Annotated in this window: 18 protein-coding genes and 1 tRNA gene; 12 read left to right on the top strand and 7 right to left on the bottom strand. The window is 64.7% G+C overall.

Annotated features, from left to right (window positions below; translation table 11 throughout):
* Positions 1–2 precede the first annotated feature (2 nt).
* The 5 genes from rpmA to glpK all read left to right on the top strand — a co-directional run bounded on the left by rpmA (position 3) and on the right by glpK (position 4,156).
* Positions 3–275, top strand: a complete 273-nt coding sequence (gene rpmA / locus PAF12_RS07560) for a 50S ribosomal protein L27 (RefSeq protein ID WP_271109554.1) — start codon at positions 3–5, stop codon at positions 273–275.
* Positions 276–426: 151 nt separating this feature from the next.
* A complete protein-coding gene (locus PAF12_RS07555; protein ID WP_271109670.1) occupies positions 427–957 on the top strand; it encodes a GNAT family N-acetyltransferase in 531 nt (176 codons plus the stop codon).
* Between the two features lie 279 nt (positions 958–1,236).
* Positions 1,237–2,130, top strand: a complete 894-nt coding sequence (locus tag PAF12_RS07550; protein WP_271109553.1) for an aldo/keto reductase family oxidoreductase — start codon at positions 1,237–1,239, stop codon at positions 2,128–2,130.
* Positions 2,127–2,618 (top strand): flavin reductase family protein, encoded by a 492-nt coding sequence (locus tag PAF12_RS07545; protein ID WP_271109552.1) that lies wholly within the window; start codon positions 2,127–2,129, stop codon positions 2,616–2,618. The genes PAF12_RS07550 and PAF12_RS07545 overlap by 4 nt, the downstream gene beginning before the upstream one ends.
* Before the next feature lie 44 nt (positions 2,619–2,662).
* The gene (gene glpK / locus PAF12_RS07540; RefSeq protein WP_271109551.1) at positions 2,663–4,156 is read left to right on the top strand and encodes a glycerol kinase GlpK; all 1,494 of its coding nucleotides are present in this window, start codon (positions 2,663–2,665) and stop codon (positions 4,154–4,156) included.
* Here glpK and PAF12_RS07535 read toward each other — a convergent pair.
* Both PAF12_RS07535 and ctaA read right to left on the bottom strand, forming a co-directional pair.
* Positions 4,144–5,622, bottom strand: a complete 1,479-nt coding sequence (locus tag PAF12_RS07535) for a carboxypeptidase M32 (RefSeq protein ID WP_271109550.1) — start codon at positions 5,620–5,622, stop codon at positions 4,144–4,146. The two genes, glpK and PAF12_RS07535, sit on opposite strands and share 13 nt — an antisense overlap.
* On the bottom strand, positions 5,619–6,767 hold the full coding sequence (gene ctaA / locus PAF12_RS07530; RefSeq protein ID WP_271109549.1) for a heme A synthase: 1,149 nt from the start codon (positions 6,765–6,767) through the stop codon (positions 5,619–5,621). The genes PAF12_RS07535 and ctaA overlap by 4 nt, the downstream gene beginning before the upstream one ends.
* A 214-nt stretch (positions 6,768–6,981) precedes the next feature.
* Between ctaA and PAF12_RS07525 the strand changes: the two genes are divergently transcribed.
* Positions 6,982–7,056 (top strand) — tRNA-Gly (locus PAF12_RS07525).
* A 101-nt stretch (positions 7,057–7,157) separates the two neighbouring features.
* Here PAF12_RS07525 and PAF12_RS07520 read toward each other — a convergent pair.
* The 3 genes from PAF12_RS07520 to trpA are packed head-to-tail and all read right to left on the bottom strand — an operon-like array spanning position 7,158 to position 9,052.
* Positions 7,158–7,664 (bottom strand): GNAT family N-acetyltransferase, encoded by a 507-nt coding sequence (locus PAF12_RS07520; RefSeq protein WP_271109548.1) that lies wholly within the window; start codon positions 7,662–7,664, stop codon positions 7,158–7,160.
* Entirely contained in the window at positions 7,661–8,248 is a 588-nt protein-coding gene (locus PAF12_RS07515; RefSeq protein WP_271109547.1) for a VOC family protein, read from the bottom strand. The genes PAF12_RS07520 and PAF12_RS07515 overlap by 4 nt, the downstream gene beginning before the upstream one ends.
* A gap of 6 nt (positions 8,249–8,254) precedes the next feature.
* Positions 8,255–9,052, bottom strand: a complete 798-nt coding sequence (gene trpA, locus PAF12_RS07510) for a tryptophan synthase subunit alpha (protein WP_271109669.1) — start codon at positions 9,050–9,052, stop codon at positions 8,255–8,257.
* A gap of 114 nt (positions 9,053–9,166) precedes the next feature.
* On the opposite strand from trpA, the gene PAF12_RS07505 reads away from it, so the two are divergent.
* Complete coding sequence (locus tag PAF12_RS07505; protein ID WP_271109546.1) at positions 9,167–10,486, top strand: GH1 family beta-glucosidase; 1,320 nt, start codon at positions 9,167–9,169, stop codon at positions 10,484–10,486.
* Here PAF12_RS07505 and PAF12_RS07500 read toward each other — a convergent pair.
* Positions 10,476–11,615: an amidohydrolase gene (locus tag PAF12_RS07500; protein ID WP_271109545.1), complete on the bottom strand. Its 1,140-nt coding sequence runs from the start codon at positions 11,613–11,615 to the stop codon at positions 10,476–10,478. The genes PAF12_RS07505 and PAF12_RS07500 overlap by 11 nt on opposite strands.
* Before the next feature lie 44 nt (positions 11,616–11,659).
* On the opposite strand from PAF12_RS07500, the gene PAF12_RS07495 reads away from it, so the two are divergent.
* From PAF12_RS07495 to PAF12_RS07485, 3 genes are read left to right on the top strand one after another with little or no spacing between them, the layout of a single operon-like run.
* Complete coding sequence (locus PAF12_RS07495; protein WP_271109544.1) at positions 11,660–12,229, top strand: DUF4202 domain-containing protein; 570 nt, start codon at positions 11,660–11,662, stop codon at positions 12,227–12,229.
* Positions 12,230–12,271: 42 nt separating this feature from the next.
* On the top strand, positions 12,272–13,204 hold the full coding sequence (locus PAF12_RS07490; protein WP_368045167.1) for a DnaJ C-terminal domain-containing protein: 933 nt from the start codon (positions 12,272–12,274) through the stop codon (positions 13,202–13,204).
* Positions 13,176–13,541, top strand: coding sequence for a hypothetical protein (locus PAF12_RS07485; protein ID WP_271109542.1), 366 nt, complete (start codon positions 13,176–13,178; stop codon positions 13,539–13,541). Before PAF12_RS07490 ends, PAF12_RS07485 begins: the two co-directional genes overlap by 29 nt.
* A 236-nt stretch (positions 13,542–13,777) precedes the next feature.
* On the opposite strand, the gene smpB is transcribed toward PAF12_RS07485, so the two are convergent.
* Entirely contained in the window at positions 13,778–14,251 is a 474-nt protein-coding gene (gene smpB, locus PAF12_RS07480) for an SsrA-binding protein SmpB (protein ID WP_271109541.1), read from the bottom strand.
* Between the two features lie 131 nt (positions 14,252–14,382).
* On the opposite strand from smpB, the gene sseA reads away from it, so the two are divergent.
* Both sseA and PAF12_RS07470 read left to right on the top strand, forming a co-directional pair.
* Positions 14,383–15,234, top strand: a complete 852-nt coding sequence (gene sseA, locus PAF12_RS07475; protein WP_271109540.1) for a 3-mercaptopyruvate sulfurtransferase — start codon at positions 14,383–14,385, stop codon at positions 15,232–15,234.
* On the top strand, positions 15,234–16,415 hold the full coding sequence (locus PAF12_RS07470; protein WP_271109539.1) for an amino acid aminotransferase: 1,182 nt from the start codon (positions 15,234–15,236) through the stop codon (positions 16,413–16,415). Before sseA ends, PAF12_RS07470 begins: the two co-directional genes overlap by 1 nt.
* The last annotated feature ends 80 nt before the right edge of the window (positions 16,416–16,495 follow it).

Below are 16,495 nucleotides of genomic sequence, written 5' to 3'. Positions count from 1 at the left end.
CCATGGCACATAAAAAAGCAGGCGGTTCGTCCCGGAACGGTCGCGACTCAGCCGGTCGCCGCCTTGGCGTGAAGCTTTACGGCGGCCAGACCGCCATCGCAGGCAACATCATCGTGCGCCAGCGCGGCACCAAATGGTGGCCGGGCGACAATGTCGGCATGGGCCGCGATCACACGATCTTTGCCCTGACCGAGGGTGAGGTGACCTTTAAAAAGGGCCTCAAGGGTCGCACATATATTTCGGTAATGCCCGCCAACGCCGAGGCCGCTGAATAAGCCGAACCAACCCGGCAAACATATCAGGGGGATCGGCGGAAGCCGGTCCCCCTTAGCTTTTCAGGGGCATTGTTCGAGCATTGTTTCGGGCCGCTCCAGATGCCCGGAGGGAGGAGAGATCATGAACGCATTCGCTGAGGCCGTTCCGGTCATGGTGAAGGACCAGCCCGTCATCTCGACGGAACGTCTGGTGCTGCGGCCTCTGCGCCGCTCGGATGCGGGGCTGATCGCCCATTACACCGCAGATCGCCGCGTCGCGGAAGGAACCCGCGCGATCCCGCACCCGCTGCCGCCCGGTGCCGCAGAGGCTTTCGTCGCGCGCGCCATCGACCCGGAACGGACCGAGGATGTCTGGGCCATCGACGGTTCCGCCGGGGGCTTGGGCGAGGTTCTGGGCATCGTGTCGCTGACCCGGATGGAGGATCAGCAGTCCGAGCTGGGGTTCTGGGTCGGGGCAGGGTTCTGGAACACCGGCTTCGCGAGCGAGGCGGTTTCGGCATTGGTGGCGGAAAACCCGCATGAGGCCCGCACGATCTTTGCCGAAGTGTTTCAGGACAATCCCGGCTCGGCCCGCGTGCTGACCAATTGCGGCTTTGCCTATCTGGGCGATGCCGAAAGCTGGTCGGTCGCGCGCAATTCCCGCGTGCCGACATGGACCTATCTGCGGCGCATGTCGGGCTGATCTGATCGGCCCGGTCATGCGCTGCCCGATAAGTATTTTGCCCGTATTTATGGCGATTTAACAACTCCCGGACAGACGGGCTTCCTCACCATCTGGAATGAACCGCGTGTTTTTCCCGGCAGTTTGGCGTTGATCATCATTGCGTTGCGTGGTTGATATTGGGCGGAATATCGCACTCCGAAACGGGCCGCGGACGAAATATTATGTCTCGTGGCGGTTGGCTGAGTGTGCAGGAAAATGATAAGGCTGAGACGTCACCGAAAGGGTCTGCCGATGGAGATGGAGCGCATTGAAATCGCAGGTGATGTGGCGCTCAGCCGCATTGCTTACGGCATGTGGCGCGTTGCCGATGATTCCGACACCAGCCCGGCCCATATTCAGGCCAAGATCGAAGCCTGTCTGGAACAGGGCATCACGACGCTGGATCAGGCGGATATTTACGGCGGCTACACGGCGGAGGCGCTGCTGGGCACGGCGCTGGCACAGGCCCCGCATCTGCGCGACAAGGTCGAGATCGTGACGAAATGCGGCATCGTCGCGCCGGTCGGGCGTTACGCAGGTGCGCGGGTGAAGCACTACGACACCTCCTCGGCGCATATCGTTGCGGCGGTCGATGCCAGCCTGCGCGACATGAACACCGACCGGATCGACCTGCTGCTGATTCACCGGCCCGATCCGATGATGGACCCCGACGATACCGGGCGCGGGCTGGATAGCGTGGTCGAGGCCGGGAAGGTCCGGGCGGTCGGCGTGTCGAATTTCCGCCCGCATGACGCGGAACTGTTGCAGTCCTGCATGAACACCCGGCTTTGCACCAATCAGATCGAGATTTCGCTGGCCGCGACCCAGCCGTTCACGAATGGCGATCTGGCCTATGTCCAGCGTCACGGCATGTTGCCGATGGCATGGTCGCCGCTGGCGGGCGGGGCGTTGTTCGCCGGTGTCTCGCCGGCCCTGATCGAGGCGCTGCGGAATATGGCGGCGGCGAAGGGCTGCGATATCGCAGCACTTGCCGTCGCCTGGCTGCTGGCGCATCCGGCGGGGATATTGCCGGTGATGGGCACGAACACGATCTCCCGCATCGCGACGCTGTCGGATGCGCTGCGCGTGGATGTCTCGCGCGAGGATTGGTTCGTGCTTTACGAGGCGGCGCTCGGCCATGAGGTTCCATGACGGTCTTCACGCCCGACCATGAACATGCGCGCGCGTTTCGGGATGCTCTGGGCAGCTTTGCCACCGGGGTGACGATTGTGACGATCACCGGGCCGGACGGCGCGGCAGGAATGACGGTGAACAGCTTCACCTCGGTCTCGCTGGTGCCGCCGCTGATCCTGTGGTCGCCGGGAAAATTCTCCAACCGCCATGACCTGTTTGCCCGTGCGGCGCATTTCAGCGTGCATGTGCTGCGTGAGGAGCAACGGCCGATTGCCGATCATTTCGCCCGCACCGGGGTCGATTTCACCGGGATCGCCCATCAGCCGACGCCGGAGGGGGTTCCGGCCATTCCCGATGTGCTGACCCGGTTCGACTGCGCGCGCGAGGCGGCGCATGATGCGGGCGATCATACGCTGGTGGTGGGCCGTGTCCTGCGGGTGGAGGCCGGGCAGGGCCGTCCGCTGGTCTTTGCGCAAGGGCAATGGGGCGGGCATCGCGTGGATTGACAGCGCCGCCCGCCCGCGCGACGACAGGGGCAGGGAGGCCAGATATGACAATTCTCGCGATAGATCAGGGGACCACCTCGTCCCGAGGCATCGTTTTCTCGGACGATCTGCGTCCGCTTGCCACGGCGCAACAGGAATTCCGCCAGCATTTCCCCCGTTCCGGCTGGGTGGAGCATGACCCGGACGATATCTGGACGACCGTGGCGGCGACGGCGCGTGGTGCGATCGAAAAGGCGGGCGCGCCGCGGATCGACGCGATCGGGATCACCAATCAGCGGGAAACCACGCTGATCTGGGATCGCGGCACCGGCACGCCGATTCACCGGGCGATTGTCTGGCAGGACCGCCGGACCGCGGATATTTGTGCCAGGATGAAAGCCGACGGGCAGGAAGAGGCCGTCAGCGATGCGACAGGGCTGCTGCTGGACCCGTATTTCAGCGCGACCAAGATCGGCTGGATCCTCGATCAGGTCGAGGGTGCGCGGGCGCGGGCCGAAAAGGGGGAGCTTGCCTTCGGGACCGTGGACACGTTCCTGATCTGGAAGCTGACCGGCGGGCGCAGCCATGTGACCGATGCCACCAATGCGGCGCGGACCATGCTCTATGACATTCGCAAGGGGGAATGGTCGGCGGAGATGTGCCGTCTGTTCGGTGTGCCGATGGCGCTGCTGCCGGAGGTGCGCGATTCGGCGGCGGAATTCGGCGTGACGCGGGCGGATCTGTTCGGGCGCGAGGTGCCGATCCTGGGCGTTGCGGGTGATCAGCAGGCGGCGACGGTCGGGCAGGCCTGTTTTGCACCGGGGATGATGAAGTCGACTTATGGGACCGGCTGTTTCGCGCTGCTGAACACCGGCGGTGATGCCGTGCGCTCGGGGAACCGGCTGCTGACCACCATTGCTTATCAGTTGGAGGGGAAGCCGACCTATGCGCTTGAGGGCTCGATCTTCATTGCCGGGGCCGTGGTTCAGTGGCTGCGGGACGGGCTGAAGATCATCCGCGATGCGGGCGAGACCGGGCCGCTTTCGGCGGGTGCGGATGATGGGCAGGACATCATCATGGTGCCGGCCTTTACCGGGCTGGGTGCGCCCTATTGGAACCCGGAGGCGCGCGGCGGGGTGTTCGGGCTGACGCGCAACACCGGCCCGGCGGAGTTCGCCCGCGCTGCCTTGCAGTCGGTCGGGTTTCAGACCCGCGATCTGTGGCAGGCGATGCAGGCCGATTGGCCGGGTGCCGGGGATGCGGTGCTGCGGGTCGATGGCGGCATGACCGCGTCCGAGCCTGCGATGCAGTTTCTGGCTGATATTCTGGGTGCGCCTGTCGACCGGCCCGAGAACACCGAAACCACGGCGCAAGGGGCCGCGTGGCTGGCGGGTTACAAGGCCGGGATCTGTCCGGGGCCGGAGGAATATGCCGCGTCATGGAAGCTCGACCGGCGGTTCGAGCCGCAGATGGGCGCGGATGACCGGCAGACCCGCTATGCCGCGTGGCAGCGCGCCGTGCAGGCGGTAATTGCGGTGGCCGGGGATCAGAGCGCGTAGATGGCGCCGAATTTCTCCTCCAGATAGGACAGCAGCGGCTCGGCTGAGATTTCGGCCCCGCTGGCCTCCTCGATCAGTTTCACCGGCGGGATCAGGCTGCCGTGGCGATGCACGTTCTCGCGCAGCCATTCGACCGCTGGGGTGGCGTCGCCCTGAATGAGCGAGGCGTCCAGATCGGGCAGGGCCGCGCGCATCGCCTTGTTGAGGCAGCCCGCATAGACATTGCCAAGCGCGTAGGTCGGGAAATACCCGAACAGCCCGACCGCCCAATGCACGTCCTGAAGCACGCCATTCGAGGGTTTGTCGACCGCCACGCCGAAATCCCTAAGGAAGCGGGCATTCCACGCCTCTTCCAGATCGTCCGTGTCGAGCTTGCCGGAGATCAGGTCACGTTCCAGATCGAAGCGCATCATGATGTGCAGGTTATACTGCACCTCGTCGGATTCGGTGCGGATATATCCGGGCGTCACCCGGTTCACGCTGGCGTAGAAATCTTGGGGGTCGGTGATGTTGAGACCGCCAAATGCCTCGCTCATCCGTTCGAACAGCCATTCGGTGAACGGGGCGGAGCGGCCGATCTGGTTTTCCGCGATCCGCGACTGCGATTCATGGACGCCGAGCGAGACGCCGCCGCCAAGCGCGGTAAAGGCATAATCGCTGTCGATGCCGAGTTCGTAATTCGAATGCCCGACCTCGTGGATCGTGGAATAGAGGCAATTGAACGGGTCCGCCGTAACCACCCGCGTGGTGATCCGGCTGTCCTGCCAGCGGCCGGAGCTGAACGGGTGAACCGCCAGATCCATCCGCCCGCGTGACCAGTCATAGCCGAAGGAGGTGGCGCATTGCCGGGCGAGGCGAAGCTGGGTTTCCGCCGGGAACTGCCCGTCGAGCGGGGCGGGCTGGTTTTCCGCCCCCATGACATCGTCACGAAGCTGCACCAGACGCGGGCGAAGCTGCGCGAAGATATCGGAGATGGAGGCCGCCGTCGCCCCCGGTTCGTAATCGTCCAGCAGGGCGTCATAGGCATTGCCGCCATCGGACAGCGCCGCCGCCTCCTCCCGTTTCAGCATCAGAATGTCGGAGAGGGTCGGCAGGAAGCTGGCAACGTCATCGCTGCTGCGCGCCTCCGCCCAGATACCCTGCGAGAGCGAGGTCAGCCGGGCCAGCTCCGTCGCCAGCCGCGCCGGGATGCGGGTCTGGCGGCGGTAGTCCCGTCCGATCAGCTCCAGCATCCTTGCGTCCTCGGCATCCTCGATTTCGGATTCCGCGCCGTCGAGCCATTCGCCAATGCGCGGATCGGTGCGGCGTTCGTGGAGTACGGCTTCCATCGCCGCGATTTCCTCCGCCCGTTGCTCGGTCGCGCCGCGCGGCATGACGGTTTCCTGATCCCAGCCGAGGCGTTCCGCGACCGATGACAGTGCCTCCGTCGTGCGCTGAAATTCCATGAGGGCGTCGAAATCGCTCATTTCCGGGCTCCGCGAAGAGAGGTTTCGTAAGGGTAACGGGCGTGGTGGCGCGCGCGGATAATCAGCACAAACAGCGCGACAGCCCCGATCTGATGGGCCAGTGCCAGCGGCAGGGGCGAGGCATGGATGACATTCATGATCCCCAGCCCGATCTGGACGGCGAGTGCCACCAGCATGACGGTGAAGGCCCCGCGTGTGACCTGATGCGGCGAGCGGCGCGATTTCCGCCAGACCACCACGGCGAAGATCGCCAGCAGATAGCCGGTCATCCGGTGGATGAACTGCACCAGCGCCGGGTTTTCAAAGAAATTCCGCCAGCCGAGCTCCGCCTGCCAGATCGCCGCCGGGATCCACTCGCCGCCCATTGTCGGCCAGCCGGTATATTGCCGGCCCGCGTCGATCCCGGCCACGAGTGCGCCGATGAGGATTTGCAGGAAGGCGAGATGCATCAGCCCGGTGGAGATGGAAAACAGCCTTGGTTCGGCGGCACGGCGGGCGCGCAGAAGCTCGGCCTCGGACCGGGAAAGCTGCATGGCGTACCATGCGATCAGCCCCAATATGGTGAAGGCGAGGCCAAGATGGATCGCCAGCCGGTAGCTCGCGACGGAGGTCAGGCTTGTGGTGGCGACGCCGGAATTGACCATCCACCAGCCGATTGCCCCTTGCAGACCGCCCAGAACACCAAGGCCCAGCAGGCGCGGCGTCCAGCCGGTCGGGATGCGTTTGCGCAGGAAAAACCACAGGAAACCCACGGCCCAGACAAGCCCGATGATCCGGCCCAGTTGCCGGTGCGACCATTCCCACCAATAGATCCGCTTGAACCCGGCGAGGTCCATATCCGGGTTCACCTCGGCGAATTGGGGGATCTGCTGATAGGCGTCGAATTCGGATTGCCACGCGGCCTCATCCATCGGGGGCAGCGCGCCGGTGACCGGCTTCCATTCGGTGATCGACAGTCCCGATCCGGTCAGCCGCGTCGCCCCGCCAAGCGCGATCATGGCGGCGACGAGGATGAACAGCACGATCAGCCATGCCCTGATGGCGCGGCGTGCGCCCTTGGGGGCGGCGTCGATCATCCCGCCGGTCGCGGGCGCGGGTCGGGTGGTGTCTTCGGTCACGTCCTGAAAGATCGGGCGTTTGGCCATTTGCGGGGCTCCTGTCGCCTGGCGGGTGTTGCTGTGACAGGACTTAGCCTGTGCGGTCAACTGCGTCCAGCCGCCAGCCAAACTCGTTCGGTCGGCGGCGGTGCGGCGCGGATGAAATTTTTTCCGGAACTGCCGATTTTCCGCTTGCACCACCCGGCGGGCTCGCCTAAATCACCCCTCACCGGCGGCGATGGACCGCTGGGCAGAAACGGATGCGGGCGTAGCTCAGGGGTAGAGCATAACCTTGCCAAGGTTAGGGTCGTGAGTTCGAATCTCATCGCCCGCTCCAGTTTCTTCTTAGAATTTTCCGACATTGAGGGACGGTTGACCGCGAAGGCGGGTAGTGCTGTCCGTGTCAGGCGTCAGGCGTCAGGCGTCAGGCGTCAGGCGTCAGGCGTCAGGCCGGTCGGCCTGCAAATCCTTCACCATGAACACCAGATCGTGCCATGCGCCGAATTTGAACCCCGCTGCGGGAATGCGTCCCTGTTCGACATAGCCGTGCCGGGCATGAAAGGCGATGGAGCGGGCATTGCTGCCGGTGATGCCGCCGATCATCAGCCTTGCGCCGCGCGCTTTGGCATGTTGCTCCAGATGCCGCAGAAGCGGCGCGGCGATGCCGCTGCCCCGGGCGGCAGGGGCGAGGTGGATCGTGTGTTCCATCGAATGCGCATAGCCCGCGCCATCCCGGAACTGCCCGTAGCTGGCGAAGGCGCGGATTTCGTCGCCGTCCTGCCACACGAAACATCCATGACCGCCAGATATGCGCGAGGTGATGTAGCTGCGGATCTCCGCCTCGCTGCGTTCGGTTGGCCAGAAGGAAATAGCCGTTTCGCGAATGATCGGATTCCAGATCGCGCCGATGGCGGAGGCATCATCCGGGCGCGCGTCGCGGATCACAGCGTGACCTTGCCCTGCGGGGTGGAGATATGGGCGACCAGCCCGGGCGCCTCGCCCCTGGTCAGTTTGATGCGCGGATCGTTCATGTTGTTCAGCTTCGGCGGCTGCGGATGGGTCAGGTCCAGCCCAAGCAGCCGCGCGCCCCGATCCTCCATCGAACGCGCCGGATGCGGCCCGCCCTGCCAGTCGATCAGCAAGGGCGAGAGGCCGTCGCGTTCTGACACGCCGCTCTCCGGGATGGTGATCCGCCATCTCAGATCTCCCCTAGCGGCGTCCATGATCGTGCTGCCCTTCGGCGCATTCAGGCGTTCGGTGCTGCAAACCCACGCCACCAGCCGGGGCGCGCCGGAGAAGCTGTCGAGGCCGAACCAGCGGGGATAGGCTGGCGCGTCTGCCCCCGGATCGATGGCGATCAGTTCGATATATTCATCCACGCCAAGCCGCCAGAGACGGTTATGCGTGCCCATGAACCCATGCTTGCCGCCGCCTTGCGCGGCGGTTTTCAGCACGCCCGACAGAAATGCCTCGCCCTCGCTGAGGTCTTCGGTGGCGATGACGAGATGATCGAAGGCAAGCCCCGCCATTGCCTCTCAGCCCCGATGCGCGCCGTCGGCGAGGGTTTTGACGAAGGCCAGCACATCCGCGACCGCCTCGCCTGCGCCGATCTTCTTGACGATGGCGGACCCCACAACGGCACCGTCCGCCACGCGCGCGATGTCCTCCGCCGCTTCGGGGGTGGAGATGCCGAACCCCACAACGACCGGCAGGCCCGCGGCGTCGCGGATGCGGGCGACCTCTGGCGCGACGTCTTCGGCCTTGGCCGCCGCGCCGCCCGTGGTGCCGGTCACGGCGACGTAATAGACGAAGCCGGACGTGTTGGAGACCACGGCGGGCAGGCGTTTATCGTCCGTCGTCGGGGTCGCCAGCCGGATGAAGTTCAGCCCGGCCTTCTGCGCGGGAATGCACAGCTCCGCATCCTCCTCCGGCGGCAGATCGACGATGATCAGCCCGTCAATGCCGGCGTCAGTGGCATCTTTCAGGAATTGTTCGACCCCGCCTTGCCGCGCATAGATCGGGTTGTAGTAGCCCATCAGCACAATCGGGGTTTCATCGTCGGATTTGCGGAAATCGCGCACCATATCCAGCGTTTCGGTGACGCTGCCCCCGGCATCGAGCGCGCGATGTGCCGCCGCCTCGATCGTCGGGCCATCGGCCATGGGATCGGTGAAGGGCAGGCCAAGCTCGATAATATCCACACCCGCCCCCGGCAGACCGGCGAGGATCTGCGCCGAGGTCGCGCGATCCGGGTCGCTGGCCATGATATAGGCGACGAAAGCCTTGCGGTCAGCGGCTTTCAGCGCGGCGAATGTCTTGTCGATGCGGGTCATGCGGGCGTCCTCCGTGTCGGTCATTGGGTTAGCGCGGGCGCGCGTCGGGATCAATCCGGGGATTGCGTTCTTTGCCCTGCCGCGTAAGCGTTAACCATTCTGTAGGAGGTGAGCATGTTTAAGCGAAGCGATTTCCCGGATGATTTCATTTTCGGCGTGGCGACCTCGTCCTATCAGATCGAGGGCAGCCGGTTCGGCGGCGCAGGCGTCAGCCATTGGGACACATTTGCCAATACGCCGGGCAATATCGCCGATGGCAGCGACGGATCGGTCGCCTGCGATCACTATAACCGCTGGCAGGAAGATCTGGACCTGATCCGCGACGGCAATTTCGACGCCTATCGCTTTTCGACCGGCTGGTCGCGGGTGATGCCGGACGGCAAGACGGTGAACCCGGAGGGGCTGGATTTCTATGACCGGCTGGTGGACGGGATGGTCGAACGCGGCCTGAAGCCGGTGCTTACGCTGCATCACTGGGACCTGCCATCGCCGCTGGCCTCGCAAGGCGGCTGGACCAATCGCGATATTGCCTTGTGGTTCAGCGATTATGCGCGTGCCGTGATGGCCCGGATCGGCGACCGCGTGGCGATGACCGCGACGCTGAACGAGCCGTGGTGCATCGCCTATCTGTCGCATTTCATGGGCGCGCATGCACCGGGGCTGCGCGACATCCGCGCCACCGGGCGGGCGATGCATCATGTGCTGCTGGCCCACGGCACGGCCATTCAGGCGATGCGTGCCGACGGTCATGACAATCTGGGCCTCGTACTGAATTTCGAGACCGCAGCCCCGGCGAGCGACAGCGAGGCCGACCGCAAGGGTGCCGCCACGCAGGATGCGATCTATAACCGCTGGTTCCTTGAGGCGGCTATGGGGCAGGGCTATCCCGCCGAGGCTCTGGAAGGCTTCGCGCCGCATCTGCCCGTTGGGTGGGAGCAGGATATGGGCATCATCGCCACGCCGCTCGACTGGTTGGGGGTGAACCATTACACACGCGCCCATTATCGCCATATCGGCGGCGCGTGGCCGCAGACGGAGATGGTGCCGGGTCCGCTGCCCAAGACCCAGATCGGCTGGGAGATGCGGGCGGAGGGGTTGTACGAATTCATCATGCGCGCCGCGCAGGCGATCAAGGGCAAGGGCATGAAGCTCTATGTCACCGAAAGCGGAATGGCCTGGGATGACCGGGTGGTTGATGGCGGCGTGGCTGACGATGTGCGGCAGGGCTATATCCGCGATCACCTTGCCGCCACGCAGCGGGCGATGGCTGACGGCGTCGATGTGAAGGGCTTCTTCCAGTGGTCGCTGCTGGACAATTACGAATGGGCGCTCGGCTACGGGCCGCGCTTCGGGATCGTGCATGTGGATTACGAGACCCAGAAGCGCACGCCCAAGGGCTCGTATCTGATGTTCCGCGACGCGCTCAGCCGGTGAGGTCGCGCGCCACCCGGTGCAAAAGACGCACCGAGGGCGCGATGAGGTCGTCGGGGTAGTCGTAATTTTCGGCATGAAGCGGCGGATGATCCTCGCCGCTGCCCAGCAGGATCATGGCGGTCTTCGCGACGCTGCCGAAGCGCCCGAAATCTTCGGAGGCGCGCATTGGCAGGCTTTGATCGGAAACGGCAAACCCCTCGGCCTCCGCTGCGCGGGCAAAGATCGCGGCGGCTTCTGGATCGTTGATCGAGGCGGCGAAGTCGTCATGCCAGTCGAAACCGGCGCTCAACCCATGCGCTTCTGCCGCGCCGGTCACGATGCCGGTTGCCGCGTCGCGCAGCGCGGCCATGCTTGCGTCAGTCCGGGTGCGCAGCGTGACCCAGATTTCGGCGCTGCCGGGGGTGATGCCGAATGCCGGTTCGCCCATTGAGAGATGGGTGATGGTGACCAGCCGGAAATCCTCCTGCACCTGCGTGCCCTGCGACAGCGCCATCAGCGCGGGCAGGATGGCGGCGATGGCGGGGCTTGGCGTGCGGGCCTTCTCGGGTTCCGAGGCATGTGAGGTCGCACCCTGCAAGACCGCCCGCATCCCGACCGAGGCGCAGTTCATCGCACCGGGCGCAATCAGCGCGTGACCTTGGGCGAGACCGGGGAAATTATGGATCGCAAAGCCGTAATCGAAGCCGGGCAGCGCCGGATCGGCCAGCATCGCGGCGGCACCTGCGCCGTTTTCCTCGGCGGGTTGGAACAGCAGCCAGATTGTGCCGCTTGCGGGGCGTTGCCGCGCGATCAGCCGGCCCAGACCGACCAGCCCGGTCATATGCCCCTCATGCCCGCAAAGATGAGCTACCCCTTCCGAGGTGGAGCGATGTGCCGGACCTTCCGCCTCCAGAATCGGCAGCGCGTCCAGCTCGGCCCGGAACATCACCGACGGGCCGGAGGTTTCGCCGCGAAACCCCGCGACGACGCCGGTGCCGCCGATCCCGGTCCTGATCTCATCCGCGCCGAGGTCTTCCATCAGTGCGGCGATTTTCGCGGCGGTCTTCGTTTCCTGACCCGACAATTCGGGCCTTTGATGCAGTTCGCGACGCAGTTCGGTCAGTTCGGAAATATCGGCATTGGTCAGCATGATTGAGACATGACACGGGCCGCGCGGCGCGGCAAGATGGTGCCATGACACAGAGACTCGACCAAGCCTTCGCCCGGATCGATGCCGCCAATGCGGAAGACCCGAATATGGAAAACGGCCAGCCCGCCGAACTGCTTTATGGCCAGCGGATGACGCAGGAGCAGCGCAAGCTATATCCCGATGCGTCCCAGCCGTTGCAGATCGCCTGCCGGGGGCAGCATATCGAACGCTGGCTGCTGCCGCGCAAGGATTTTCCCGATGACCGCAAGGGCTATCTGGCATGGCGGACGGAGCAGGGGCGGCGTCATGCGGAACGGGTCGCCGGAATCATGCAGGATGCCGGGTATGCGCCGGACCAGATCGAGCGCGCCCGGCAGATGCTGCAAAAACAGGGCATCAAGCGCGATGATGAGGTGCAGGCCCTTGAAGATGTTGCCGTGTTTACCTTTATGCGACACTACATGGCACCTTTTGCCGAAACTCAGACGGATGAGGAAATGGACCGGATCGTCCGCAAGACGGCCCGGAAGATGTCGGCGAAGGCCCGGGCGAAGGCGCTGGAGGAATTCGCCCTGCCGGAACCGCTGGCAGGTTATTTCCGCGACGAACCCTGAGGGCGGCGGGTGTGCTGACAGGTAAATGACGAAGGCATTGTGATGGACGACCCCTATGAGGCGCTCGGGCTGACGAAAACGGCCAGCCAGGACGAAATCAAGAAGGCGTATCGCAGGATCGCCAAGACCGACCACCCCGATCTGAACCCCGATCCGGCGGCGGCGGAGCGGTTCAAGGCGGCCTCGGCGGCCTATGATCTGCTGAAAGACCCGGAGAAGCGGGCGCGGTTTGACGCGGGCGAGATCAATGCGCAGGGTCAGGAACGCCCGCAGCAGCAATATTACCGCGATTTCGCGGAGCGGGGGGAGAACCCCTACCGGCAATATTCCTCGGCCGGGTATGGCGATTTCTCGGATGTGTTCGACGATCTGTTCGGCGCGCGCGCGGGCCGGGCCGGGATGGGCGAGGGGTTTGCAGGCTATCGCCGCTCCGGCGCCGGTCAGGGGTTCGACATGCGCGGGCAGGATGTCCGTTATGAGTTGGAGGTGGATTTTATGACTGCCGCAAAGGGCGGTTCCACCCGGATCACCCTGCCGGATGGCAATTCGCTTGAGGTGAAGATCCCCGAGGGCGCGTCGGACGGCCAGACGATCCGGCTGCGCGGCAAGGGCGGCGAGGGCTATGGCGAGGGCGGTCGCGGCGACGCCTATCTGACGCTGCATGTGGCCCCGCATCCCGACTGGACGCGCGACGGAAACGACGTGACGCTGAGCCTGCCGATCTCGATCGACGAGGCGGTTCTGGGCGGCCGGATCGAGGTGCCGACCCTGACCGGCAAGGTGGCGATGAACATGCCCAAGGGCGCGACCACAGGCCAGAAACTTCGGCTGAAGGGCAAGGGCATCAAGGGCGGCGATCAATATGTCGAGCTGCGCATCGCCGCGCCGTCTGCGATTGACGACATGCTGGCCGAATTCATGGAAAGCTGGCGCAAGGACCACGGCTATGATCCGCGCAAAGGGATGGGAGGCTGAGATGACCCGTTACACGGCTGAAGAACTGATCGCCGCCATCGAGGAACTGACTCCGCCGCGCCTGACCCATTATGTCGAGATGCGGATGGTTCAGCCGGTGATCTCGGACGCAGGCGAAACCTATCGCGAGGTCGATCGCGCACGGGTGCAGCTTCTGTGCAATCTGACCGAGGATTACGGGTTGCAGGACGATGCGCTGCATATGGTGATGTCGGTGCTGGACGAGATGCACGGGCTGCGCGGCGAGATGCAGGCGCTGATGTCGGCTTTGGCCGAGGAGCCGGACGAGACGCGGGAGCGGATCACCGTGCGGGTGCGGCGGCTGCGCGGGCATTAATTGCGCGCGACACAGGAACTGCGCACAACAAAGGGCCAGCGTCCGACCGCGGGCTGACGCTGCTGAGTTTGCCGCAGTGGGCTTTATGTTTCAGCCCCGCTGAAGGGCCGGTTCGCGTGTACGGGCGAAGAAGCGTCCGCCCATGATGCTTTGCATGTCAACGACATGACGGGCGGTCGGACGCTGGCCCGGCGGCGCTGCGCGCCTTGTTCCGGGCCCGGTGGCAAACCGGACTATCAGTAATTCTGCTTCAGCAACCGTTGTTTCTGGCGGTTCCAGTCGCGCTTGGCGGAGGTTTCGCGCTTGTCGGCGAGTTTCTTGCCCTTGGCGACGCCGATTTTCAGCTTCACCAGCCCGCGATGGTTGAAATACATCACCAGCGGAACCAGCGTCATCCCCTCACGCCCGATTGCCGCCCAGAGCCGTGACAGTTCGCGCTTTGAAACCAGCAGCTTCCGGTGCCGCCGCTCCTCATGGCCGAAAACGCCGGCATGGGGCAGGGCGGCGATATGGGCGTTGATCAGCCACAACTCGCCATTCTCGATACTGGCATAGGATTCCGCGATATTCGACTGGCCGGTGCGCAGCGATTTCACTTCCGATCCGGTCAGCACGATGCCCACCTCAAGATCGCTCTCGATGGCGTAATCGAACCGCGCGCGGCGGTTTTCGGCGATGACTTTATAATTCGTGTCGGTATTCGTGGCCATGATCGCGCAGAGATAGGATCGCGACCGGGCAAAGTAAAGGCGGGTTTCCCGGCAGGGTCACGCATAACTGTTGCCCCGCCCATGCGGCGGCGTTACATCTGCCCGGCAAGGCGCAGACGCGGGAGGGGAGCATGACCGACGATCACAGGATGCTGGTGTCGACCGAATGGCTGGCGGCGCATCTGGGCGATGCCGGGCTGCGCATCCTCGACGGAAGCTGGCACATGCCGGCGACCGAACGCGATCCGCGCGCGGAGTTCGAGGCGCAGCATATCCCCGGTGCGCAGTTCTTCGACATTGATGCCGTGGCGGCGGAAAGCGATCTGCCGCATATGGCAGCCCCCGCCGATGTTTTTGCCGCTGCCGTCGGTAAGCTGGGTATCGGTGATGGTTCGCAGATCGTGGTGTATGACAATGCCGATACGCGCAGCGCGGCACGGGTGTGGTGGAATTTCCGCCTGATGGGGATCGGGAATGTCGCCGTGCTGGATGGCGGGCTGGCAAAGTGGCTGGCAGAGGGCCGTCCGGTGGAGGCGGGTGCCGTGCCGGAGGCTGCCGGGCAACTGACCGTCGATCCGCAGCCGGAGCTGGTCCGCGATGCGGCGCAGGTCGCCCGAGCCTCCGCCTCTGGCAGTCACGAAATCATCGACGCCCGCCCGCCCGGCCGCTTCCGTGGCGAGGTGCCGGAGCCGCGTGCCGGGCTGAAAAGCGGTCATATGCCCGGCGCGAAGAATGTCCCCGCCGGGCGGCTCTATAACGGCGATGGCACGATGAAGGATGCCGCCGCCCTGCGTGCTGAGTTCGAGGCTGCCGGGGTCGATCTGTCCCGCCCGGTCATCACCAGCTGCGGCTCTGGGATAACCGCCGCCTCGCTGTTTCTGGCGCTCGACCGGATCGGGCATGAACACCACGCGCTTTATGACGGGTCATGGACCGAATGGGGCGCGCTTCCTGACGTAGAAATCGCAACCGGAGAAGCATGATGCTGGGTAATCTGAAACCGCAGGCCCCTGACAAGATCCTTGCCCTGATGGGCGAATACAAGGCCGATACAAGGCAGGGCAAGATCGATCTCGGCGTCGGGGTGTACAAGGACCCGAACGGCGTCACCCCGGTCATGCGCGCGGTCAAGAAGGCTGAGCAGAAGATCTGGGAGACGCAGGACAGCAAGGCCTATACCGGGCTCGCCGGGACCGAGGAGTACCGCAATGCCATGTCGCGTCTGGTGCTGGGCGATGTCCCCGCCGACCGTCTGGCCTCGGCGGCGACCGTGGGCGGCACCGGCGCGATCCGGCAGGGGCTGGAACTGATCCGCATGGCGAACCCCGATGCGGTGATCCATGTCTCCGACCCGACCTGGCCGAACCACCTGTCGATCCTGAAATTCATGAAGCAGGATTTCGTCGAATACCCGTATTTCGACAGCGAAACGCGGGGCGTGGCCTTTGACCGGATGCTCGACGGTATCGGTAAGGCGAAACAGGGCGATGTGGTGCTGCTGCATGGCTGCTGCCACAACCCGACCGGCGCCAACCCGACGGCGGAGCAATGGGATGCGATTGCGCAATCGCTGGAGAAAACCGGCGCGATTCCGATGATCGACCTTGCCTATCAGGGCTTCGGTGACGGGCTGGACGCGGATGCGGCGGCGACCCGCAAGCTGGCGGCGCGCCTGCCGGAGGTGCTGATCGCGGCGTCATGCTCGAAGAATTTCGGCATCTATCGGGAGCGGACAGGTATCCTGATGGCGCTCGGCAGCGGCGGCGAGGCGCGCGACATGACGCAGGGCGCGATGACCTTCCTCAACCGCCAGACCTACAGCTTCCCGCCCGATCACGGCGCGCGGATCGTCAGCACGATCCTTGACGATGCGGAGCTGTCGGCGGACTGGAAGGCTGAGCTTGAGGAGGTCCGCCAGACCATGCTGGGCCTGCGCAAGCAACTGGCCGACGAGCTGCGCAGCCTGACCGGCGGCGACAAGTTCGATTTCATCGCCGATCACCGTGGCATGTTCTCCCGCCTCGGCGCGACGCCGGAGCAGGTGGCGAAGATGAAAGAGGATTCCGCGATCTACATGGTCGGCGACTCGCGTCTGAACATTGCCGGGCTGAACAAGGACAGCGTCCCGGTTCTGGCGCGCGCCATTGTCGAGGCGGGCGTCTGACGTCGCCGGTTTTGCCGCAAAACGAAACAGGGCGCGTCCTTTGCGGCGCGCCCTTTTTCGTGTTCCGTGTTTCAGTTCAC

The organism is Paracoccus sp. SCSIO 75233 (genome assembly GCF_027912675.1).
In the GTDB taxonomy this organism is placed as follows: domain Bacteria; phylum Pseudomonadota; class Alphaproteobacteria; order Rhodobacterales; family Rhodobacteraceae; genus Paracoccus.
Note: the sequence above shows the minus strand (reverse complement) of the source record. Positions and strands in the feature narration are given on the sequence as shown.